Annotated in this window: 20 protein-coding genes; 11 read left to right on the top strand and 9 right to left on the bottom strand. The window is 65.3% G+C overall.

The genetic code is table 11. The annotated features are described in order from the left end of the window. The 5 genes from JAO75_RS25545 to JAO75_RS21825 form a co-directional block, all read left to right on the top strand. A partial coding sequence (locus tag JAO75_RS25545; protein WP_199051322.1) for a DNA translocase FtsK occupies positions 1 to 107 on the top strand: 107 nt, incomplete at its 5' end. Positions 108 to 208: 101 nt separating this feature from the next. Then, positions 209 to 1,126, top strand: a complete 918-nt coding sequence (locus JAO75_RS21840) for an outer-membrane lipoprotein carrier protein LolA (RefSeq protein WP_199051321.1) — start codon at positions 209 to 211, stop codon at positions 1,124 to 1,126. A gap of 191 nt (positions 1,127 to 1,317) precedes the next feature. Next, the gene (gene xth, locus JAO75_RS21835; protein WP_199051320.1) at positions 1,318 to 2,133 is read left to right on the top strand and encodes an exodeoxyribonuclease III; all 816 of its coding nucleotides are present in this window, start codon (positions 1,318 to 1,320) and stop codon (positions 2,131 to 2,133) included. A 43-nt stretch (positions 2,134 to 2,176) separates the two neighbouring features. Then, positions 2,177 to 3,076 (top strand): Gfo/Idh/MocA family protein, encoded by a 900-nt coding sequence (locus tag JAO75_RS21830; protein WP_199051319.1) that lies wholly within the window; start codon positions 2,177 to 2,179, stop codon positions 3,074 to 3,076. 138 nt (positions 3,077 to 3,214) lie between these two features. After that, positions 3,215 to 4,927 (top strand): methyl-accepting chemotaxis protein, encoded by a 1,713-nt coding sequence (locus JAO75_RS21825; protein WP_199051318.1) that lies wholly within the window; start codon positions 3,215 to 3,217, stop codon positions 4,925 to 4,927. 51 nt (positions 4,928 to 4,978) lie between these two features. On the opposite strand, the gene JAO75_RS21820 is transcribed toward JAO75_RS21825, so the two are convergent. Then, on the bottom strand, positions 4,979 to 5,476 hold the full coding sequence (locus JAO75_RS21820; RefSeq protein WP_199051317.1) for a cyclic nucleotide-binding domain-containing protein: 498 nt from the start codon (positions 5,474 to 5,476) through the stop codon (positions 4,979 to 4,981). A 10-nt stretch (positions 5,477 to 5,486) separates the two neighbouring features. Further along, positions 5,487 to 6,173 carry a response regulator transcription factor gene (locus JAO75_RS21815; protein WP_199051316.1) on the bottom strand — a complete coding sequence of 229 codons (687 nt, stop codon included), beginning with the start codon at positions 6,171 to 6,173 and terminating at the stop codon, positions 5,487 to 5,489. Between the two features lie 233 nt (positions 6,174 to 6,406). Between JAO75_RS21815 and JAO75_RS21810 the strand changes: the two genes are divergently transcribed. Together JAO75_RS21810 and JAO75_RS21805 are read left to right on the top strand one after the other, a co-directional pair. Further along, positions 6,407 to 6,940: a L,D-transpeptidase family protein gene (locus JAO75_RS21810; RefSeq protein WP_199051315.1), complete on the top strand. Its 534-nt coding sequence runs from the start codon at positions 6,407 to 6,409 to the stop codon at positions 6,938 to 6,940. 4 nt (positions 6,941 to 6,944) lie between these two features. Beyond that, on the top strand, positions 6,945 to 7,781 hold the full coding sequence (locus tag JAO75_RS21805; protein WP_199051314.1) for an ATP-grasp domain-containing protein: 837 nt from the start codon (positions 6,945 to 6,947) through the stop codon (positions 7,779 to 7,781). A gap of 263 nt (positions 7,782 to 8,044) precedes the next feature. On the opposite strand, the gene JAO75_RS21800 is transcribed toward JAO75_RS21805, so the two are convergent. After that, entirely contained in the window at positions 8,045 to 9,559 is a 1,515-nt protein-coding gene (locus JAO75_RS21800) for an ABC-F family ATP-binding cassette domain-containing protein (protein ID WP_199051313.1), read from the bottom strand. A 392-nt stretch (positions 9,560 to 9,951) separates the two neighbouring features. Here JAO75_RS21800 and JAO75_RS21795 point away from each other — a divergent pair, with 392 nt between their 5' ends. After that, entirely contained in the window at positions 9,952 to 10,458 is a 507-nt protein-coding gene (locus tag JAO75_RS21795) for a hypothetical protein (protein WP_199051312.1), read from the top strand. Between the two features lie 4 nt (positions 10,459 to 10,462). Here the strand turns inward: JAO75_RS21795 and JAO75_RS21790 are convergent, their stop codons facing one another. After that, a complete protein-coding gene (locus JAO75_RS21790) occupies positions 10,463 to 11,140 on the bottom strand; it encodes a YggS family pyridoxal phosphate-dependent enzyme (protein ID WP_199051311.1) in 678 nt (225 codons plus the stop codon). A 259-nt stretch (positions 11,141 to 11,399) separates the two neighbouring features. On the opposite strand from JAO75_RS21790, the gene leuS reads away from it, so the two are divergent. The 3 genes from leuS to holA are packed head-to-tail and all read left to right on the top strand — an operon-like array spanning position 11,400 to position 15,562. Continuing rightward, on the top strand, positions 11,400 to 14,021 hold the full coding sequence (gene leuS / locus JAO75_RS21785; RefSeq protein ID WP_199051310.1) for a leucine--tRNA ligase: 2,622 nt from the start codon (positions 11,400 to 11,402) through the stop codon (positions 14,019 to 14,021). Continuing rightward, on the top strand, positions 14,008 to 14,538 hold the full coding sequence (locus JAO75_RS21780) for an LPS assembly lipoprotein LptE (protein WP_199051306.1): 531 nt from the start codon (positions 14,008 to 14,010) through the stop codon (positions 14,536 to 14,538). The genes leuS and JAO75_RS21780 overlap by 14 nt, the downstream gene beginning before the upstream one ends. 4 nt (positions 14,539 to 14,542) lie before the next feature. Further along, on the top strand, positions 14,543 to 15,562 hold the full coding sequence (gene holA / locus JAO75_RS21775; protein ID WP_199051303.1) for a DNA polymerase III subunit delta: 1,020 nt from the start codon (positions 14,543 to 14,545) through the stop codon (positions 15,560 to 15,562). 6 nt (positions 15,563 to 15,568) lie between these two features. On the opposite strand, the gene JAO75_RS21770 is transcribed toward holA, so the two are convergent. From JAO75_RS21770 to mnmG, 5 genes are all read right to left on the bottom strand, one after another. Further along, positions 15,569 to 16,615: a hypothetical protein gene (locus tag JAO75_RS21770; RefSeq protein ID WP_199051301.1), complete on the bottom strand. Its 1,047-nt coding sequence runs from the start codon at positions 16,613 to 16,615 to the stop codon at positions 15,569 to 15,571. A gap of 136 nt (positions 16,616 to 16,751) precedes the next feature. Beyond that, positions 16,752 to 17,633, bottom strand: a complete 882-nt coding sequence (locus JAO75_RS21765; protein ID WP_199051299.1) for a ParB/RepB/Spo0J family partition protein — start codon at positions 17,631 to 17,633, stop codon at positions 16,752 to 16,754. Positions 17,634 to 17,650: 17 nt separating this feature from the next. Then, positions 17,651 to 18,490, bottom strand: coding sequence for a ParA family protein (locus tag JAO75_RS21760; protein ID WP_199051297.1), 840 nt, complete (start codon positions 18,488 to 18,490; stop codon positions 17,651 to 17,653). After that, positions 18,487 to 19,110 (bottom strand): 16S rRNA (guanine(527)-N(7))-methyltransferase RsmG, encoded by a 624-nt coding sequence (gene rsmG / locus JAO75_RS21755; RefSeq protein WP_199051295.1) that lies wholly within the window; start codon positions 19,108 to 19,110, stop codon positions 18,487 to 18,489. The genes JAO75_RS21760 and rsmG overlap by 4 nt, the downstream gene beginning before the upstream one ends. Next, entirely contained in the window at positions 19,107 to 20,993 is a 1,887-nt protein-coding gene (gene mnmG, locus JAO75_RS21750) for a tRNA uridine-5-carboxymethylaminomethyl(34) synthesis enzyme MnmG (RefSeq protein WP_246742647.1), read from the bottom strand. The genes rsmG and mnmG overlap by 4 nt, the downstream gene beginning before the upstream one ends. Positions 20,994 to 21,093 lie beyond the last annotated feature (100 nt).

Here is a 21,093-nt window from a genome sequence, read left to right as displayed (position 1 = left end):
CGGCCTCGCTCATGGAGCGCATGGAGCAGGAGGGCATCGTCGGTCCCGCAAACCACGCCGGGAAACGCGAAATCCTGCTTGAAACTCCGGGAATGGGAGAGGATTAACGTCTCAGAACGGGAACCCTGGCCGCTCCCCTGCGTCATTGTTGAGCCATGTGCAATGGTCAAGCAGCGGTCATAATCGTTCCGGTCAGGAGATCCTTCGGATGCGTCCCCTTTCTTCACTCAGCCTGGCGATGGCCCTGTTCGCGTGCGCGGGCAGCCTGCCGGCCATGGGGCAGACGCTGCCGATCGAGATGATCCTGCCGCCGGCACGGCCGGCAGCCCAGGGCTTCAGCCGGGCGGCGGCCGCCCTGCCGACCGCCTCCTTCCATCTCCCGGGATCCCCGCATCATGCGGCCCGGCCGGTGATCCCCAGGCCGGCCAACGCGGAGCAGGTTCTGGCCATGACGGCTCCCCTGCCCCCGAGCCGGCCCGTCCTCGACGAGCCCGCGGCGGCTCCCGAGCCCATTGCGATCACCCCGAAGCCCATCGTCACCGCCTCGGCGATTCCGGTGGCGCTCAACCAGCCGCTGCCCAACAGCGTGGTGGTGGAGCGGGCCAACGCCTTCTTCACGAATCTCAGCACCATGGTGGCGGATTTCACGCAGGTCGGCGGCGACGGGCGCCGGCAGGGCGGCACGCTCTATCTCCAGCGTCCCGGCAAGGTGCGGTTCGAGTACGATCCGCCCGCCACCCTCCAGGTGATCGCCGACGGCCGCTCGGTGGCCGTGCGCGACCGCAAGCTCGCCACCCAGGATCTCTATTCGATCTCGCAGACGCCGCTGAAGTTCCTCCTGCGCGAGCGCGTCAATCTCGGCCAGGACATCAAGATCACCGGCATCACCAATGATGGCAATTCGGTGCGGATCAATCTGGAGGACTCCTCGACGCTCGGCGGCACCTCCCGGATCACGCTCTATTTCGACCCCCAGGTGGAGAACCTGAACCAGTGGCGCATCGTCGATGCCCAGGGCTTCCAGACCATGGTGGTGCTCGGCAAGGCCGAACGGGGCCGCCGGATCGACCAGGACCTGTTCAAGATCCAGTACGAAGCGATCATCGGCGCGGGCAACAACCGGTAGCCGCCGTCGAACGTGTGAACCTGGATGTCATTCCCGGCCGGAGCGAAGCGGAGGGGAAGGGAATCCACAGGGCCGCGCGTGATCGTGGATCCCCTTCCCGGTCCTGCGGACCGCCGGGGATGACACGAGGCGCCCTTCCCTCCGGGCCGATTCTGTCGTAGCCGGAAAGGGTCTTCCAAGGGGCCTTTTCCGTGCAACTGACCGTCTCGACCTGGAACATCAATTCCGTACGCCTGCGCCTCGACCAGGTGGGCCGCTTCTTGAAGGAGCGCCGCCCGGACATCCTGTGCCTGCAGGAGACCAAGTGCCCGAACGACAAGCTGCCGCTGAAGGACCTGCAGGCCTTCGGCTATCCCTTCGTGGTCCATATGGGCCAGAAGGGCTATAACGGCGTCGCGATCCTGTCCCGCTACCCGTTCTCCGAGACCAGCGTGATGGAGATGTGCGGCCGCCAGGACGCCCGCCACATCACCGTGACCTTGAGCCGGGAGGCCAAGGCCGCGGCGGGGCTCACCATCCATAACTTCTACGTGCCGGCCGGCGGCGACATTCCCGACCCCGAGATCAACGAGAAATTCCGCCACAAGCTGGATTTCATGGCCGAGATGCGCTCATGGGGCAGCAAGGCGAAGCCGGCAGCCGGACCGGCGATCCTCGTCGGCGACCTCAACGTGGCGCCCCTCGAGCACGACGTGTGGAGCCATAAGCAGTTGCTCGACGTGGTGAGCCACACGCCGGTGGAGACCGAGATGTTCGAGGAGCTGCGCCAGGAGGCGGAGTGGATCGACGCCATGCGGGTCCTGCGCCCCGAGCCGGAAAAGATCTATTCCTGGTGGAGCTACCGCTCGCCCGACTGGGCTGCCGCCGACAAGGGCCGCCGGCTCGACCACATCTGGCTGTCGAAGGGCCTGAAGGACACCCTTCGCACCGTCGACGTCACCCGCGACACCCGCGGCTGGGAACGCCCCTCCGACCATGCGCCGGTCACGGCCGTGCTGGAGCTGTAAGGCCCGCGTCCAACCCTCAGACCCTCTTGGCGGATTGTTGATCATGTACGGCATTGGAATTGTCGGCCTCGGCACGATGGGCCGGCGCCTCGCGGACAGCATCAGGGCGAACCCCGCCTTCACGATCGTGGCAGCCTACGATCCGGCGGCGCCGGAGACCGCGATCCCGATGGCCGGCAGCGTCGCCGAGCTCGTCGGTAACACGTCCGTCCATTGCATCTATGTGGCGACGCCTCCGCTTACCCACGAGGAGATCGTCAGGACGGTGGCGGGCGCCGGCAAGGCGCTCCTGTGCGAGAAGCCGCTCGCGGCCTCGCCTGAATCGGCCCGGGCCTGCGTCGATGCGGTTGCGCGGGCGGGCATTCCGGCCGCCGTCAACTTTCCCTTCGCCACCGCTCCGGCGGCCCTGCGCCTCAAGGAGCTGGTCGACACCGGGGCTCTCGGCGAAAACCTGTCGGCCCATCTGACGCTGCGCTTCCGGCAATGGCCCAGGGAGTGGCAGCAGGGTGCCGCATCGTGGCTCGCCGGCCCTGAACAGGGCGGCTTCACCCGGGAGGTCGTGTCCCACTTCGCCTTCCTGGCCTTGCGCCTGTTCGGCCCGGGGCGCCTCGCGGAATGCACGGTCGAGCGCGGATCGACCGGCACGGAAACACGGGTCCATGCCGTGCTCCGGTTCGCCTCCGCGACCATGACCATCGATGCCGCCGTGGACGGAGACCGGGACGAGTTCAACCGCTTCGAGGTGAAGGGCTCAAAAAGCTCGGCCGTCATGAGTGAATGGTACCGCCTGACCCACGAGAGCGGCGACATCGCGCCCATGCGGGCCGATGCCAACCAGATCGCGGAGCTTGCCCTTCTCCTGGAAGGCCGCCCGCACCGGCTGGCAACGTTTGAGGAAGCGGCCCAGGTGGTTTCGCTCATCGAAGGGATCCTGGCCTCGTAGGATCCCGCGCGTCCGGCCCTCGCCAGCCATGAGCTGGTGACGGAAGCGATCGAGGAGGGTTTGCGGGCGCTCGTCTTGACGGGTTGTTAACCGCCCTTTGCGAAACAGGCTGCACAAAGTTCCCTAAGGTAAAGACCCGTGCAGTTCCTCGCTCATCGCAAGCTCTCCCATCTCACCACCGCCGCCATGGTGGCCTTCGTCGTGATGACCGCCGCAGCCCTCTTCGCGGTCGTGTCGATTCAGACCCGCTCGGACATCCAGAGCAAGGCCCTGGCGCAGCTGCAATCCAACGTGCGGACGTTTGTCGGCATCCTGAGCGGCTCCATCGGCAGCCTCACGGTGAAGAAGGACGGCACGGGTGCCGTCACCGGGATCACGGTGAACGACGATGCCGTGTTCTACAGTGACGAGCTCGCCGACCGGATCGCCGAGGCGACCCAGGCGCCCGCGACCCTGTTCGTGAAGGACAAGGCCACCGGGGACTTCATCCGCCGGGCCACCAACATGCGCAATCCCGACGGGACCCGCGCGGTCGGCACGGCCATGGACCGCAAGGGCGTGGTCTTCCCCATCGTGTCGGCCGGCGGCACCTATGTGGGCCAGGCCAAGATCCTCGGAGGAGATTATCTCCTGGTGAACCTGCCTGTCTTCGGCCAGAGCGGACAGGTTCTGGGCGTCCTCGGCAGCGGGTTTCAGGTCACCGCGCTGGAAGCCTCGGCGAGCCGCCTCATGTGGCAGATGGGCCTGGTTTCGCTCGCCGCCGTCCTGGTGCTGACCCTGGCGGCGATCCTCTCGGCCCGGATGCTATTCCGGCCGATCCCGAAGCTCGCAGAAACCATGAACGGCCTGGCCCGCGGCGACGCCTCCGTGACGGTGCCCTACCTCGCCTGGAAGAACGAGATCGGCGAAATGGCCCGCGCCGTGGAGATCTTCCGCGAGAACACGGTCGAGCGTCAGCGGCTCGCCGACGAGCAGGCCGCCGAGAGCGACGCGAAGATGCAGCGCGCCCTAAAGCTGGATGGCCTGACCCGCCAATTCGAATCCAATGTGTCGGCCCTGACCCAGGGGCTCGCTGCCGCCGCCTCGCAGATGGAGGCCACTGCCCAGACCATGACGGCCACGGCCGAGCGGACGAACCTCCAGTCCGTCAGCGTGGCGGCCGCGGCCGAGCAGACCTCCGGCAGCGTGCAGACCGTCGCGGCCGCCACCGAGGAGATGTCGAGCTCGATCCGCGAGATCGCCCGGCAGGTCACCCAGTCGTCGCAGATCTCGTTCGAGGCCGTCGAGAGCGCCAAGCGCACCAACGGCATCGTGCAGGCTCTCTCCAGCGGCGCCGAGCGCATTGGCGACGTGGTCACGCTGATCAACAACCTGGCCGCCCAGACGAACCTGCTGGCGCTCAACGCCACCATCGAGGCCGCCCGGGCCGGCGAGGCCGGCAAGGGCTTCGCGGTCGTGGCCAGCGAAGTGAAGAACCTTGCGACCCAGACCGCCAAGGCCACCGAGGAGATCGGCTCGCAGATCGCCCAGATCCAGGGAGCCACCCAGGAGGCCGTGAGCGCCATCCATGGGATCCAGACGGTCATCGACCAGATCTCCAGCATCTCCACCGGCATCGCCGCCGCCATGGAGGAGCAGGGCGCAACGACCAGCGAGATCTCCCGCAGCGTCCAGGAGGCCGCCCGCGGCACCAGTCAGGTGACGGGGAGCATCGACAGCGTGAAGGAAGGTGCGGGCGAGACGGGTGCTGCGGCCGTTCAGGTGCTGGACGCGGCGCAGGAGCTGGCCCGCTATGCCGAGAACCTGAGCCGTGAGGTCGACGTGTTCCTCTCCGACGTCAAGGCGGCGTGAGAAAGACACCTTGGAGCCGGGCGTGGACTCCACGCCCGGGCTACCGAGCCCTCATTCGTCGTCGGGTCGTGATTCCGCCGGGGCTTCCTCGCCGTCGATGGCGATGAGCTGCTGGCGCACGCGCTCCAGGCCTTCCGTGAGGCGCGCGAGCTCCTCGGCCATGGCGTCGTGGATCGCGGCGGCAGCATCCGGGAACTCCTCCAGGACCCGGCGCATGAGGCTGGGGGTCACGCGGATGATGGTGGAGGGCTCGCGGGCCGTGGCGGTGGCGCGGCGCTCGATGCGGGCGAACAGGGCGGCCTGACCGATCAACGCGCCGGGCCCGGCCACGAAGGCTGCCGGCGAGCCGTCATCAGCAGCGTCGAGCGCGATGGCGCCGGCGGTCACCACATAGCCGCCGTCGGACCGGTCGCCTTTCTTGAACAGCACGTCGCCCTCGCGGTAGCTGCGGGTTTCCGACGCGAAGGCGACAAGGCGCAGGGCATCCTTCTCCAGCAGGTTGAACAGCGGAGCCTGGGTCAGGATCGCGATGTCGTCGTCGAGCGCCATGGCGGTTGTTCTACGGGATCAGCTTGTAGCCGCCCGGTTCCGTCACCAGGATGCTGGCATTCGACGGATCGGATTCGATCTTCTGGCGCAGGCGGTAGATATGCGTCTCGAGCGTATGGGTGGTGACGTTGGAATTGTAGCCCCACACCTCGGTGAGCAGGGTGTCGCGGCCGACCACGGCCCGGCCGGCGCGGTAGAGATAGCGCAGGATCGCCGTCTCCTTCTCCGTGAGCTTGAGCTTGGAGCCCTTCTCGGTGGTGAGCAGCTTGGAGCCCGGGCGGAAGATGTAGGGCCCGATTTGGAACACCGCGTCCTCGCTCGCCTCGTATTGGCGCAGCTGCGCGCGGATGCGGGCGAGCAGGACGGCGAGCTTGAAGGGCTTGACCACGTAGTCGTTGGCGCCCGCCTCCAGGCCCATCACGGTGTCGCTGTCCGACCCCTGGGCGGTGAGCATGATGATCGGGCTGCGGAAGCCGTTCTGGCGCATGACCTTGACGGCCTCGCGCCCGTCCATGTCAGGCAGGCCCACATCCATGATGGCGAGATCGATCCTGTCGCCCTTCACCGCCTCGATGGCCTGGGTGGCGGTCTCGGCCGTCGTGATCTGGAACTCGTCATGGAGTCCGAGCTGTTCGGCTAGGGTGTCGCGCAGATCCTGATCGTCATCGACGACGAGGAGGCGGCTGGCATTCGACATCTGAAACCCTTCACACGATGAACTGCATGTTGGCTGGAACGGCCTTCAAAAGCGGAGAACCTGCAAGCCTGAAGCCTGTTCGTCCGCCCCCTGTCGCCGCCCGTGATCCGGATCGAGATCGCAATCCGGACTTGACGGCGGCGCGAGCCGGGAGCCTCAAGATCGTTCTTGACGCATTAGAGTAGTCATTCCCAGCTTGACAACAAGGGGTGCCTCGGGACTCTCCACTGCCGATGAAACACTCTCGCGTCAATGTTATCCGTGTTTTCCGCTCCCCGGTCGATCACCGGCGCGGGCGGATCGTCGCCGGCAATCTCGTGATTCCCTGCGCGCTCGGGCGCGGCGGCATCAGCCATTCCAAGCGCGAGGGCGACGGGGCCGCCCCGGCCGGGCGGTTCAGGCTGCTGCAGGCCTTCTACCGGGCCGACCGCGGTCCCCGCCCCCGAACCGGCCTGAGCCTCAAAGCCATCCGGCCAGGCGACGGCTGGTCGGACGACCCGAGCGACCGGCGCTATAACCGCCCCGTCCCCCTGCCCTGCCCAACGCGCCATGAAGCGATGTGGCGCGACGACCACCTCTACGACGTGGTGGTCGACATCGCCTGGAACCGCGGCCCCATCATACGAGACCGCGGCAGCGCCTTCTTTCTCCATCTCGGCCGCCCCGGCCTGCCCCCCTCGGATGGATGCGTGGTGGTGGAGAAGGCGATGATCCGGCGACTTCTGGAGCGGATCGGGCCGAACACGCGCATCGAGATCGTGGGCTGACTCCATGATCCTGATCGCCACCTGCTCCGAATATCCGCACCCGACGCCGAACCTCGAGGCTCTCGTGAACGCCTTGCGGGCACACGGCACGGAAGCGGCATACCTGCCCTGGAAGACGACCCCGCTGGAGACCTTCGTGGCGGCTGACGCGGTGCTGCCCCTGTGCTGCTGGGATTACTACGACGATCCGGGGCGCTTCCTCGGCTGGATCGATGCGCGCGAGGCCAGGGGCGCAAGGCTGCTCAACCCTCCGGAGCTGCTGCGCTGGAATTTCCGCAAGACCTATCTGCTCGACATGGCTGCAGCGGGTCATGCGGTTCCAAAAACATTCCACCTGCAGGAGGCAAGCCGTCCCGCCATCGCGGAGCGGATGGAGGCGGAAGGCTGGTCCGTTGCCGTGGCGAAGCCGGTCTCGAGCCAGAGCGGGCACGGGGTCCGGAAGATCGATCGGTCGAACATGGATCGATGGCCAACGGGCGAAGTGCTGCTGCAGGAGTATCAGGACGATATCGGCGCGCTCGGCGAGACCACCATGACCTTCATCGAGGGCGTGTTCTCGCATGCGGTGCGCCGCGTGCTTAAAGCCGGCGAATGGCGGGCCAATGCGCAATACGGCATCACCTATGAGCGCGTCGCGGTGAGCCGGGACGTGATCGACGCGGCACAGGCCTACATCGATTTTCTGCCGCAGGCGCCGCTTTACGCCCGCGTCGACGGACTTGTTCGATCCACCGGCTTCATGCTGATGGAGCTGGAGCTGATCGATCCGTATCTCTATCTCGAATTCGCGCCCGGCAGCGCCGATGTGATGGCGCGGGCGGTGTTGCAGCGGCTTGGGTAAGGATGCAGATCAAGCCGCACCGGAGAGTGCGACGACCAGAAAGCCGGGACGCAATGTCTTTTTCCCAGGACGTGTAAAGGCTGCGACAGCATCCCCTCTCCCGTGTGGGAGAGGGGCAGGGGTGAGGGTATGGAGGTCAACCAGCCCGGCAATGCCATCGCGGCTGCGGCACGGTTCTCGTAGCGCCACACCCGGCACCAGCCTTCCCTCACCCCAACCCTCTCCCACATGGGAGAGGGAGTGTTGCGTATAGTCGCAATCGCTCAGCCGATCACACTCTCATAAAACGCCTCCGGCCCGTCGATCTCCCGCAGCCTGCCCTTGTCGATGAGAAGGAAGCGGGTGCCGATGGCCTTCACGAAGCTCCGGTCGTGGGAGACCACGATGCAGGTGGCCTGCGCGTCGAGGATCTCGTCTTCCAGCTGCTCGCGGCCCGGGATGTCCACGTGGTTGGTGGGCTCGTCCATCAGGTAGAAATTCGGCTCGGAGAGGCGCAGCGCCAGAAGCCCGAGCCGCGCCTTCTGCCCCGGCGACAGTTTTGCGATGGGCAGCCCCTGCCGCTCGATGGAAAACCCCGCTTCCGCCAGAACCGCGCGGCTGCGCTGGTCGCCGAGGCGAAACCGCGACAGGATGAAGTCGTGCGCCGTCGCCTTGCCGGGCAATTGCTGCATGTCCTGGTCCACGTAGCCCAGCGCCAGACTCGGGCTCACCCGGATTCCGGGCAGGCCGTCAGGCTCGATCATCGCCCGGTGCAGCAGGCGCACGGCTTGCGATTTGCCGACGCCGTTGCGACCCAGCACCACGATGCGGTCGCCCTGCGCCACTTCGAGCTTGGGGATCGCAAAGAGCCTGCGCCCGTCCGGCGCCTCGACCGTCACGTTCTCCAGCGCCACCAGCACCCGCGCATGGGTGCCGCGGTTGCCGAGCCGGATCTCGCCCGTGCGCTCCCGGTGCACGTTGCGGGCGTTCTGCTCCAGGGCTTCGGCCCGGCGCTTGATCTGGGCGGATTTCACATGCGCGGCATCGCTGCCGCTGTTGATACCCACATTGCGCAAAACAGCGGCGCTCTCGCGCAGGCGCTTGACTTCGCGCAAGGTTCTGTCGCGCTGCGCCTGGGCCGCCGCATCGTGCGCCTCCAGCAGATCGCGCGCGCGCCGGTAGGGATGCGCGAAGGCAATGGATTCCTCCGGCCGCAGGAAGAGCGTCTTGCTCGTGCAGGCATCGAGGAAGTCGCGGTCGTGGCTCGCCACCACGATGGGCGCGGTGTAGCCCGCCATGTTGATCCAGGATTCGAGCTTGAAGAGCTTTTCGAGGTCGAGGTGGTTCGTCGGCTCGTCGAGGAGCAGCATGTCCGGCTGCGTGATCCAGGCCCGCGCGATGAGTGCGAGCCGCTGCCAACCGCCGCTGAGCGCCCGCATGGGAAGGGTGCGCAGCTCGGCCGGCGTCTCGAACTCGTCGAGCACCATGTCCACGCGCCATTCCTGGGTGACACGCTCATCCGTCGGGAGCGCGGTGAGCAGCATGTCGTGCAGCGACAGATCGAGCAGATGTACCGGAACGTCCTGTTCGACCAGCGCGACACGCAGGCCCCGCGAGCCGACGATGTCTCCCTCGGTCGGCTCCATGTGGCCGGCGAGACATTTGAGAAGCGTGGATTTTCCGGCGCCGTTGGCGGCGACGAGGCCGAGGCGGTCACCCTCGCCGATGACGAGGTTCAGGTTCTGGAACAGGGGCGTGTGGGCAACGACGCCGAGGTTGCGAAGGCTCAAGGAAGGCATGGATCAATCTCTGGTGCAGCGCGCTCGGCCACAGGGCTCAAGGAGCGCGTGAAAGTCTGGAACGTGTCAGGCGCGCCGAATCCTTGCGGAGCCTTGGCGCGGAAAGCCGTTCAGAGCTGACCAGAATGAGATGAGGGCGGTTTTCAGAGAACCGTCAGATCCGTTCGATGGCCGGCCCTGCAACATGCTGCTGCAGGGCGTGCCCAGGGCCGAACGTGCGTTGATGCATCGCTTCAATCATGCAGCCCTCCCTGGTGCGAACGTGGATCAGTGCTTGAGGCTTAGCCGGAAAAGGCCGCAGATGCAATTCGGTTTGTGCGCCGTCTCATGGGCGCCTCCAAGCTGACCGTCTATAGTCCTGGATAGAATCCTATCATAGGCTCGTCCTGATCATGACACTCCGCACCTTATGCCTGCACGCGTTCCTGAGCATCGCTGCTCTCGGAATGAATGGCTCGGCGGCCCTGGCCCAGAACTTGGGGAATTGGCGTGCACTTACAGCCGAGGAAGAGAAGGTTCGTATTGCAGATATAAGCCCAGGATCCGTTGATCCCTCGACGATCGAAGCCGACTTCGATGGTAATGGACGGAAGGATAAGGCTCTGATCGCGATCAATAAATTCGATGGTGCGCGCGGTCTCATTGTCCTCGTGCACGGACGAGTTCATGTGATCAGTCCGGACGGCGTTGAGGCCTCGGACGGCCTCGGACTGGCCGAGAGGGGCTCTTGGGATACGGTCTGCGGCAATGCTTTTCGTGAGTTCCACGACTGCACGGATTATCCAAGCCGCGTCATGCTCAAAAATCCTGGGATCTTGTGGATCGGCAATGGCCGAACGTCCCTCTATTTCTGGAGCAGGAAAACAAAAAGCTTCGACGTCGTCCTGGTGGTCGATTGACGCCTCAAGGCTTCGTCCGACACCCAAAGATCGCGCTGCCCACGCGCACATGGGTGGCGCCGAGCTGGATCGCGGCGTCGAAATCGGCGCTCATGCCCATGGAGAGCGCTTTCAGGCCATGCCGCTTGGCGATGGTGTTGAGCAGGGCGAAATGCGGTGACGGCGGATCCTCGGCCGGCGGGATGCACATGAGGCCCTCGACGTTCAACCCGTACTTACTGCGGCAGGCTTCGAGGATGGCGTCGACCTCCGTGGGGATGACCCCACCCTTCTGCGCCTCCTCGCCGGTGTTCACCTGCACCAGGAGGCGCGGCGTTTTCCCCTGGCGGGCGATCTCCTTGGCCAGCGCCTCGGCGAGCGACGGCCGGTCGAGGGTGTGGATCGCATCGAAGAGCTCCACCGCCTCCCTGGCCTTGTTGGACTGGAGCGGGCCGATCATGTGCAGCTCCACGTCCGCGTAGCGCTCGCGCAAAGCGGGCCACTTGGCCTTGGCCTCCTGCACGTAGTTCTCGCCGAACACCCGCTGGCCGGCGGCGAGCACCGGCTCGATATCCTCCGCCGGAAAGGTCTTCGAGACCGCCACGAGGGTGATGGAGGCAGGGTCGCGGTCGTAATCGGAGGCGGAGCGCCGGATGCTCTCCTGCACCTGCCTCAAGGCTTCGACTGCGTCGTTCTCGCTCATGGCACCCTCTCTCGCTCTGCCCTGTCATCCCCGGCCGGAGACGGCGCACGCCGTCGCAGGGGAAGGGGATCCACGGTCAGGCGCGCCACGATGGATCCCCTTCCCGGCCCTACGGGCCGCCGGGGATGACACAGGGCGTCGAAACTTGACCGCCTCGCACACGCGAAACCGTTGACCGCGCGGGAGAGCTGTGTCCTAGTCCGCCGCAACGTGGCGGCGCAAGCCGCTTGAATCCCCAAACGACGGATAAAGACGGAAAATGAGGCCCGAGCGCTACAACGCCAAGGAAGCCGAGCTGAAATGGCGGCAGGTCTGGAACGACCGCGACCTGTTCAAGACCCATAACGACGACCCGCGTCCGAAATACTACGTGCTCGAGATGTTCCCCTATCCGTCGGGGCGCATCCACATGGGCCATGTGCGCAACTACACCATGGGCGACGTGGTGGCGCGCTACAAGCGCGCCCGCGGCTTCAACGTGCTCCACCCGATGGGCTGGGACGCCTTCGGCATGCCGGCGGAAAACGCCGCCATGCAGAACAAGGTCCATCCCAAGGAATGGACCTACGCCAACATCGCGACCATGCGCGCCCAGCTGCAATCGATGGGGCTCGCCATCGACTGGAGCCGCGAGATCGCCACCTGCGATCCGAGCTACTATAAGCACCAGCAGCGCATGTTCCTGGACTTCCTGGAGGCCGGGCTCGTCGACCGCAAGACCGCCAAGGTGAACTGGGACCCGGTGGATCACACGGTGCTCGCCAACGAGCAGGTGATCGACGGGCGCGGCTGGCGCTCGGGCGCCCTGGTGGAGCAGCGCGAACTGACCCAGTGGTTCCTGAAGATCACCGATTTCGCCCAGGATCTGGACGACCGGCTCGACACCCTCGACCGCTGGCCCGAGAAGGTGCGCCTGATGCAGCGCAACTGGATCGGCCGCTCCGAAGGCTTGCTGGTGCGCTTTGCCCTGAAGCCCGAGACCGTGCCGAACGGCGAGACCGAGCTGCAGATCTACACCACGCGCCCGGACACGCTCTTCGGCGCGAAGTTCATGGCGGTTGCGCCCGATCATCCGCTGGCGAAGGCCGCCGCCGAGAAGAATCCGGAGCTCGCCGCCTTCATCGAGGAATGCAAGCGCGTCGGCACGGCCCAGGAGGCCATCGACAAGGCGGAGAAGCTCGGCTTCGACACCGGCATCCGCGCCGAGCATCCGTTCGACCCGAACTGGACCCTGCCGGTCTATGTGGCGAACTTCATCCTGATGGAATACGGCACCGGCGCCATCTTCGGCTGCCCGGCCCACGACCAGCGCGACCTGGACTTCGTCAACAAGTATGCCTTAGGCAACACGCCGGTGGTCTGCCCGCCGGAACAGGACCCCGCCACCTTCGTGGTGACGGATGTCGCCTATGACGGCGAAGGCCGGATGATCAATTCCCGCTTCCTCGATGGCATGACCATCGCGGAGGCGAAAGAAGAAGTCGCCCGCCGCCTGGAGAACGAGACCCGCGGCAATCATGCGGTGGCCGAGCGCAAGGTCAATTTCCGCCTGCGCGACTGGGGCATCTCGCGCCAGCGCTACTGGGGCTGCCCGATTCCGATCATCCATTGCGATGAATGCGGCGTCGTGCCGGTGCCGAAGGACCAGCTGCCCGTGGTGCTGCCGGAGGACGTGTCCTTCGACGTGCCGGGCAACCCGCTCGACCGCCACGCGGCGTGGAAGCACGTGGACTGCCCGCAATGCGGCAAGGCCGCAAGGCGCGAGACGGACACCATGGACACCTTCGTGGATTCGTCCTGGTACTTCGCCCGCTTCACGGACCCGACCCTGACCGACCGGCCGACGGATCGCGCGACCGTCGATGCCTGGCTCCCCGTGGACCAGTATATCGGCGGGATCGAGCACGCGATCCTGCACCTGCTCTATTCCCGCTTCTTCACCCGCGCCATGAAGAAGACCGGTCATGCCGGCCTGGACGAGCCGTTTGCCGGCCTGTTCACGCAGGGCATGGTGGTGCACGAGACCTACAAGGACGCGAGCGGCGCCTGGGTGTTGCCCTCCGACGTGCGTTTCGAGACGGAAGGCGGCGTGCGCAAAGCCTTCCATGTGGAAACCGGTGCTCCGATCGAGATCGGCTCCATCGAGAAGATGTCGAAGTCGAAGAAAAACACCGTCGATCCGGACGAGATCATCGCATCCTACGGCGCCGACACGGCCCGCTGGTTCATGCTCTCCGACTCGCCGCCTGAGCGCGATGTGATCTGGACCGAAGAAGGCGTGCAGGGCGCGGGCCGCTTCGTGCAGCGCGTCTGGCGCCTCGTCGGCGAGATCGCGGACCGAATGGCGGGCTCCAATGGCGCTTCCGCTGAGGGCCCGATGGCGCTCGCCGTGCGCAAGGCCGCGCACAAGGCGCTCGCCGCCGTCGAGGAGGATGTGGAGCGCCTGCGCTTCAACCGCTGCGTCGCCCATCTCTACGAGCTGGCCAACGCCCTGCAGGATCTGGCGAACCAGGCCAAGACCGGCAACGAACCGGGCGTCGGCGCCGCCTTTGCCGAGGCCGGGCGCATCTTCGTGCAGCTGCTCGCCCCCATGATGCCGCATCTGGCGGAGGAATGCTGGGCGTCCCTGGGACAGTCCGGCCTCGTGGCCGATGCCCCGTGGCCGCAGGTGGATCGCTCGCTGCTGGTCGAGGACACGGTGACCCTGCCGGTGCAGGTCAACGGCAAGAAGCGTGCCGACGTGACGGTTGCCCGTGATGCGGATCAGGCTACAGTCGAGGCGGCCGTGCTGGCCCTCGAGGCCGTGCAGAAGGCCCTGGACGGCAAGCCCGCCCGCAAGATCATCGTCGTTCCCCAGAGGATCGTGAATGTCGTCGCCTAACCTGATCGCCCGCGTCGCTCTCGTGGCGGGTCTTGCCTTAAGCCTGTCCGCCTGCTTTCGGCCCCTCCACGGTCCGACGCCCTCGGGGCTGACGCTCCAGACGGAGCTGGCCTCTATCGAGGTGCCGGAGGTGGAATGGCCGCTCCGGCTGGCGAATGCCGGGCATTACCTGCGCAGCGAGCTGATCTTCGCCCTCAACGGCTCGGGATCGGAGATCCCTAAGCGCTACAGCCTGCGCCTCGCCTTCACGGAGTCGCAGACGAGCCCGATCGTCGACTCGCAATATGGCACGGCAAGCTCCGTCATCGTCGGCGGAACGCTGACCTATACGCTCACCACCCTCGACGGAAGCACGGTGATCACCCAGGGCACCGCGACCTCGACGGCGAGCTTCGACCGCTTCCCGCAGCGCTTCGCCAATATCCGGGCCGCCCGCGATGCGGAGATCAGGCTCGCCAAGGATCTGGCCGCCCAGGTGCGGACCCGGCTGTCGGCGGTGCTCGCCACCCGAAGCTGACCCCATGGTGGCGGTGAAAGCCGGCGACGTGGAAGGGGCGCTGCGGCGCCCCGATCCGCGCATCGGCGTGTTCCTGTTCTATGGACCGGACATGGGCCTCATCAACGAGCGCGCCCGTGCGGTGGCCGAGCGCTCGGTAGACGACGCCTCCGATCCGTTCCAGATGATCCGCATTGACGGCGACGACATCGCGGCGGACCCGGGGCGCCTCGCCGACGAGGCCGGCACCATGGGGCTGTTCGGGGCTAAGCGCGCCATCTGGGTCAAGTCCACCTCGCGCAACATCGCGCCGGCGGTCGATGCCGTTCTGAAGGGTGAGTTGCAGGATACAGTGATCGTCATCGAAGGCGGCGACCTGCAGAAGTCGTCGCCCCTGCGCACCCTGTGCGAACGCTCCCAGAAGGCGCTCGCCCTGCCCTGCTATGCGGACGAGGCCCGAAATCTCGGCGCCGTGGTCGACGACACCCTGAAGGCGGGTGGCTTTTCGATCCAGCGCGACGCGCGCACGGCCCTGATCGCGAGCCTCGGCGGCGACCGCCTCGCCACCCGCGGCGAGCTCAACAAGCTGATGCTCTACGCCCATGGCCAGCGGGAGATCACGCTGGCCGACGTGGACGCGATCATGAGCGACGTGTCGAGCCTTGCCATGGATGCGGTGGTGGACGCCGCCTTCGCCGGCGAGGGCACGGGCCTCGAGACCGGCTCCCGGCGCTTGGCGGCCGAAGGCGTCAACGCGAGCGTGCTGCTCGGCGCGGCGCTGCGCCATGCCTTGATGCTGCTCTCGGCGCGCCTCTCGGTCGAGGACGGCCGGCCGATCCCGGCCGTCATGGAAACCATGCGCAGCCTGCATTTCCGGCGCAAGCCCCTGGTCGAGCGCCATCTCCAGCGCTGGACCGGCGACACCCTGAACAGCGCCATCGCCCTGCTGCAGGCGAACCTGCTCCAGACCCGCCGCATGGCCGACCTGGCCGACACTATCGCGGCCAAGACCCTGCTCGACATCGCGCGGACGGCGCGGCGGTAAGTCATCTCATGTAAATTTATGTTTCTTCTTCAGATCTCCAATACCATCAAAGACAATACCTTCTTTGCTTTCTTGGAAAGTGATCACTGAAATGTTCAGATCTTGCAAAGCTCTTCTAAAATTGGGATCATTTCGCACAGCCGGGCAAACCAAAATGCGGTGCGGCGGCTTCGGCTGGGATGCGCCATAAACCAAGAGCTGGCCTAGAGCCGTAAACCAGCTTTGGGTATCTGAGGACGCTTTCACCTCGAACAAAATTTCCATATGGCCTGAAGTGTCCTTGATATAAAGATCAGGCCGCATGTCATTGTAGGCACTGTTGATGGCCTTCTGACCGAGCTTTTTTTGTAGAGCGTTGACAACCCGCCCGTGCAATCTCTTGATTTCAATTGTGCTATAAGGGCGACCGTTGCCTGTTCCATTTTGAGCGTTTTCAGCCGTGAAACCTCCGGATTGGGAAACGGAATTTGATTTAGGAGTCGGGTCTTGCGCGGTCAGAGTTCGCGCGTAGGCACGCAGACGTTCCGTTTCATCGACGAAGGCTTTCAGCTTCTGAAGAAAGCCATTCTGGCCTAACTGACCAATCACGAAGACGTATTCTTCTTTGCCGTTTTCCAGTTCGATGGCTTCTGGAACATATCCTTTGATGTACTTGCGAAAAACCTCCATAGACATCTGCCCACCTCGCCCTCCGCCGAGCAAACCTTTGTGGCCAAGATAGTAGCCGTTGGTGTCGTCTTTGATTGCCCTTCCGGCAATCACACGGTCTGCAGGGTCAACGGCGAGGTTTATTTCTATACTTGCATACAGGGTGTCGTTTTCGGACCCTACAGAGGTTCCAAAGGCACAGTTCCACTGACCTAATTCTCCGTAAGGCCTGTCACTGAAATGACCCCATAGGCCGAGTTGGGGAAGCCAATGAAGATCTAAGGTCACGGCTCCGCCAGGAGAGCTAATGCGGCGTTGCTTGATCTCAGGGTTCGCGTTCTGGAACTCTCCTAGAAGCAAATCCCGGACAATCTTGACCTCATTCTTGCCGGCAATTCTAAGCATGCTCTCCCCCTTAGGTTGAAAATTTGGGAGGATGCTAGCACAGGGCTTGTCGAAACAATATCCGAGTATCCGTGACCTTGGTTACACATGAACTGCGCCCAATTCCCCTAAAGATAATCGGGCGCAGTTCAGCTTTTTAAGGATTCAACCGCCGGCACAACCCGTCGAGCTGGTCCAAGGTCTTGTATTTGATGCGCAATTCGCCGCCCTGGCCCTTGTGATCGATGCTCACCGTGAGGCCGAGCACGTCCTGCAGGGCCTTTTCGAGGGCGCGGGTGTCGGGGTCCTTCTCCGCCGCGCCGGGCTTGGCCGCCTTGGCGGCAGCCTTCGATGGGTTGCCTGTGTCGCTCTGCGCGATCTCCTCGACCTGGCGCACGCTCATGCCCTCGTCGAGGACGCGCTTGGCCACTTGGACCGGGTCGTTTACGGAGAGCAGGGCGCGGCCGTGGCCGGCCGTGAGCTTGCGGTCGATGAGCAACTTGCGCACCGGAGCCGGCAGCTCGGTGAGGCGCAGCATGTTGGCGATGTGGCTGCGGCTCTTGCCGATGATCTTGGAGAGATTTTCCTGCGTGTAGGAGAACTCGGCCATCAGGCGCGAATAGCCCTCCGCCTCCTCGATGGGGTTGAGATCGGCGCGCTGGACGTTCTCGAGGATCGCATACTCGAGCGAGGTCTTGTCGTCGATCTGGACCACCACCACCGGCACCCGGTGCAGCCCGGCCTTCTGGGCCGCGCGCCAGCGACGCTCGCCGGCGACGATCTCGTATTCGTCCCTGTGGTTGGGCAGGGGCCGGACGACGATGGGCTGGATGATGCCGCGATCCTTGATGGACTGGGTCAGCTCGCTCAGGTCCGTGTCGTCGAACACCTTTCGCGGGTTGCGCGGGTTCGCGCGCAGGAACTCCACGGGCACGGATTTCGGCGTGTAGCCCTTGCGCTCGAGATTGCCCATCTCCTCGCCGACCTCGCCGATGAGGGCGGCCAGTCCACGGCCCAGCGATTTCATCTCTTTAGCCATTGCGGTCTCTCAAACTCTCAGGCGGCGCGCAGCGCGCGTTCGCGCTGGATGACTTCGGAGGCCAGCCGCAGATAGGCCTGCGAGCCGGCGCATTTCAGGTCGTAGAGCAGAACCGGCTTGCCATGGGACGGCGCCTCGGACACGCGCACGTTGCGCGGGATCATGGTCTCGTAGACCTTGTTGCCCATGAACTGGCGCACATCGGCCACCACCTGTCCCGACAGGTTGTTGCGCGGGTCGAACATGGTCAGCACGACTCCGTGGATCGTCAGCTCCGGGTTGAGGGCGGAACGGACCTGCTCGACCGTCTTGAGCAGCTGGCTGAGACCTTCCAGAGCAAAAAATTCGCACTGGAGGGGTACCAGAACAGCGTCAGCAGCGGTCAAGGCATTGATGGTCAAAAGATTGAGCGATGGCGGGCAATCGATCAAAATATAGGTAAAAGGTTCGCTTACCTCGGAGCCAGATAGCTCCTGAATCGCGGAGCGAAGCCGATGGGCGCGGTTGCGCTCATTGGCGATCTCCAATTCGATCCCGAGGAGGTCGAGAGTCGAGGGCGCGACCGACAATCCGGGCACCACGGTCTCGGTGATGCTCTCCTCCAGGGACGCTTCGCCGGCGAGCACGTGATAGGTGGAGGTCTGCCGGTTCTTGCGGTCGATGCCGAGACCCGTCGAGGCGTTGCCCTGCGGGTCGAGATCGACGATCAGCACCCTCTCGCCGATGGCGGCCAGTGCCGTGCCGAGGTTGATCGCCGTCGTGGTCTTGCCGACGCCGCCCTTCTGGTTGGCGAGCACCAGAACGCGCGGCTTCACCCCACGCGCGCCTGCTTCGGGTCCGTTGCGGTCGGTCATCATGAATGGCTCTCGATGGAGGTTATGCGAAGAATCCTGGCTTCAGAGTCGGTCAAGCTCGGCAGGGTCTCCGCCTCGAATGTCCACTTTTTCCGAGCCTCGGTCAATTCGATCTCGGCGTCGCGGCCCTTGGGGAACAGGCCGATTGTCCCCGCTTTCAACAAAGGCGCGGTCCAGTCCAGGAGCTGCGGCAGCGCCGCCAGGGCTCGCGCCGAGACCACATCGGCTTTGCCGACGAAGCCGGGAATGACGGTTTCCAGCCGCGCCTCATGCACTGTGGCAGCCGATTCCGTGAGACGGGCGATGTGCCGGAGGAAGGCGCATTTACGCGAATTGCTCTCCACGAGGTGAACCTTCAGCCCCCTCTCTGCCCCCGCGATGGCGAGGACGAGGCCCGGAAAACCGGCCCCGGAACCGAGGTCCAGCCATGTTCTGGCTTCGGGGGCGAGATCGAGAAGCTGGAGCGAATCGACGATATGGCGCTCCCAGATCCGGTCGAGGGTCGCGGGACCGACGAGGTTCTTGATCGCCTGCCAGCGGCGAAGCTCCCGCTCTAAGAGCTCAAGCTTCTCGAATGTTTCACGTGAAACATTGAGGTCGGACGCCGTCACCGCCGGGGTCATGGCTGCACCATGCCGACTGTGCGGGCCGCTCTCGCCTGCCCCTTACGGGCAAAGGCCGCCAGGAGCGTCAGGGCGGCCGGGGTGATTCCCTCGATCCGGGCGGCTTGGCCGATGGTCCTCGGGCGCACCAGAACGAGCTTGGCCTTAATCTCGTTGGAGAGGCCCGGCAGGCCCTGGAAATCGATGCCGTCCTCCAGCACCACGCTCTCGTCGCGCCGGTAGGCGGCGATGTCGGCCTGCTGCCGGTCGAGATAAACCGCATAGGTGGCATCGGTCTCCAGGCGCTCGCGGACGGGAGCGCTCACAGCCGCCAGATCGGGCCAGACCCGCGTCAGGTCGGACCAGCCGATGTTCGGGTAGGAGAGAAGCTGGTAGGCGGAGCGGCGGATGCCGTCCTGGTTCAGCTCCAGCCCATGCCGCGCCGCTTCCTGCGGGGTGAGGGCAAGGGCCTGAAGCCGCTGCCGGGTCTCCCGGATCTCGCCTTGAGAGCGCCGGAAATGCGCCTCGCGCTCGGATCCGACGCAGCCGATCTCCAGGCCCCTGCCAGTCAGCCGCTCGTCCACATTGTCGATGCGCAGGCTCAGACGGTACTCGGACCGGGAGGTGAACATGCGGTAGGGCTCGCTCACGCCGCGGGTGATCAGGTCGTCGACCAACACGCCGATATAAGACTCGGCCCGGTCGAACACGACGGACTCCTGGCCGGCAGCCCGGCGGGCGGCGTTGAGACCGGCGACGAGCCCTTGAGCCGCCGCCTCCTCGTAGCCGGTGGTGCCGTTGATTTGGCCGGCGAGAAACAGCCCCTGGACGGCCTTGGTCTCGAGCCCGGCCGTCAGGTTGCGCGGATCGACGTAGTCGTACTCGATGGCATAGGCCGGCTGGAGCATATGCACCTTCTCCAGGCCGGGGATATGCTTGAGGAAGGCGAGCTGCACATCCTCAGGCAGGGAGGTGGAGATCCCGTTGGGATAGACGGTGATGTCATCGAGGCCTTCCGGCTCCAGAAAGATCTGGTGCCCGTCCCGGTCGCCGAAGCGCACCACCTTGTCCTCGATGGAGGGGCAGTAGCGCGGCCCCGTCCCCTGGATCTCGCCCGAATACATGGCCGAACGGTGCAGGTTGTCCCGGATGAGGTCGTGGACCTTGGCCGTCGTGCGGGTGACGCCGCATTCGATCTGCGGGTTGGTGATGCGGGTGGTCAGCAGGGAGAACGGCACCGGCTCGTCGTCCGCCGCCTGCTTGTCGATTCCGGCCCAGTCGATAGTACGGCCGTCGAGGCGGGGCGGGGTGCCGGTCTTGAGGCGTCCGAGGGTGAAGCCAAGCCGGGCAAAGGTCTTGGGCAGGCCGAGCGACGGGCGCTCGCCCATGCGGCCAGCCGGGATCTTCTTCTCGCCGATATGGATCAGGCCCGACAGGAAGGTTCCAGTAGTGATAACCACGGCGCCGGCGGCGAGCTGGCGCCCATCGGTGAGCAGCAGGCCGGTGATCCGCCCGTCCTGCACGATGAGGTCATCCGCCTCGCCCTCGACAATGGTGACGTTCGGCGTGTTCAGAAGCTCCGCCTGCATGGCGCGGGCATAGAGTTTGCGGTCGGCCTGGGTGCGCGGCCCGCGCACCGCCGGGCCCTTGCGGCGGTTGAGGAGCCGGAACTGGATGCCGGCCCGGTCGGCGATACGGCCCATGATGCCGTCGAGGGCATCGATCTCGCGCACGAGATGGCCCTTGCCGAGGCCGCCGATGGCCGGGTTGCAGGACATGGCGCCGATGGTCGAGAGCTTGTGCGTGACCAGGGCCGTGCGGGCGCCCACGCGCGCAGCCGCCGCAGCCGCCTCGGCCCCGGCATGGCCGCCGCCCACGACGATCACATTGAACAAAGAACTCATGACGCTTTCCATAACAGGGGTCTACGCAGCGGCGGGTCGGAGGTCAAAAGGGCAAAATGTTTCACGTGAAACATTTTGGGCGATCCCCATCTCCGCACAG

The organism is Microvirga splendida, from assembly GCF_016427565.1.
Lineage (GTDB): Bacteria > Pseudomonadota > Alphaproteobacteria > Rhizobiales > Beijerinckiaceae > Microvirga > Microvirga splendida.
Note: the sequence above shows the minus strand (reverse complement) of the source record. Positions and strands in the feature narration are given on the sequence as shown.

What these genes read in the sequence shown, in the direction of transcription:
- holA (WP_199051303.1), top strand. Translation starts at nt 14,543, where the DNA reads ATGGTGGCGGTGAAAGCCGGCGACGTGGAAGGGGCGCTGCGGCGCCCC.
- JAO75_RS21760 (WP_199051297.1), bottom strand. Translation starts at nt 18,490, where the DNA reads ATGATGACCGACCGCAACGGACCCGAAGCAGGCGCGCGTGGGGTGAAG.
- JAO75_RS21805 (WP_199051314.1), top strand. Translation starts at nt 6,945, where the DNA reads ATGATCCTGATCGCCACCTGCTCCGAATATCCGCACCCGACGCCGAAC.
- JAO75_RS21780 (WP_199051306.1), top strand. Translation starts at nt 14,008, where the DNA reads ATGTCGTCGCCTAACCTGATCGCCCGCGTCGCTCTCGTGGCGGGTCTT.
- JAO75_RS21795 (WP_199051312.1), top strand. Translation starts at nt 9,952, where the DNA reads ATGACACTCCGCACCTTATGCCTGCACGCGTTCCTGAGCATCGCTGCT.
- JAO75_RS21830 (WP_199051319.1), top strand. Translation starts at nt 2,177, where the DNA reads ATGTACGGCATTGGAATTGTCGGCCTCGGCACGATGGGCCGGCGCCTC.
- JAO75_RS21840 (WP_199051321.1), top strand. Translation starts at nt 209, where the DNA reads ATGCGTCCCCTTTCTTCACTCAGCCTGGCGATGGCCCTGTTCGCGTGC.
- JAO75_RS21770 (WP_199051301.1), bottom strand. Translation starts at nt 16,615, where the DNA reads ATGCTTAGAATTGCCGGCAAGAATGAGGTCAAGATTGTCCGGGATTTG.
- rsmG (WP_199051295.1), bottom strand. Translation starts at nt 19,110, where the DNA reads ATGACCCCGGCGGTGACGGCGTCCGACCTCAATGTTTCACGTGAAACA.
- leuS (WP_199051310.1), top strand. Translation starts at nt 11,400, where the DNA reads ATGAGGCCCGAGCGCTACAACGCCAAGGAAGCCGAGCTGAAATGGCGG.
- JAO75_RS21810 (WP_199051315.1), top strand. Translation starts at nt 6,407, where the DNA reads ATGAAACACTCTCGCGTCAATGTTATCCGTGTTTTCCGCTCCCCGGTC.
- JAO75_RS21815 (WP_199051316.1), bottom strand. Translation starts at nt 6,173, where the DNA reads ATGTCGAATGCCAGCCGCCTCCTCGTCGTCGATGACGATCAGGATCTG.
- JAO75_RS21765 (WP_199051299.1), bottom strand. Translation starts at nt 17,633, where the DNA reads ATGGCTAAAGAGATGAAATCGCTGGGCCGTGGACTGGCCGCCCTCATC.
- JAO75_RS21790 (WP_199051311.1), bottom strand. Translation starts at nt 11,140, where the DNA reads ATGAGCGAGAACGACGCAGTCGAAGCCTTGAGGCAGGTGCAGGAGAGC.
- JAO75_RS21820 (WP_199051317.1), bottom strand. Translation starts at nt 5,476, where the DNA reads ATGGCGCTCGACGACGACATCGCGATCCTGACCCAGGCTCCGCTGTTC.
- mnmG (WP_246742647.1), bottom strand. Translation starts at nt 20,993, where the DNA reads ATGAGTTCTTTGTTCAATGTGATCGTCGTGGGCGGCGGCCATGCCGGG.
- JAO75_RS21800 (WP_199051313.1), bottom strand. Translation starts at nt 9,559, where the DNA reads ATGCCTTCCTTGAGCCTTCGCAACCTCGGCGTCGTTGCCCACACGCCC.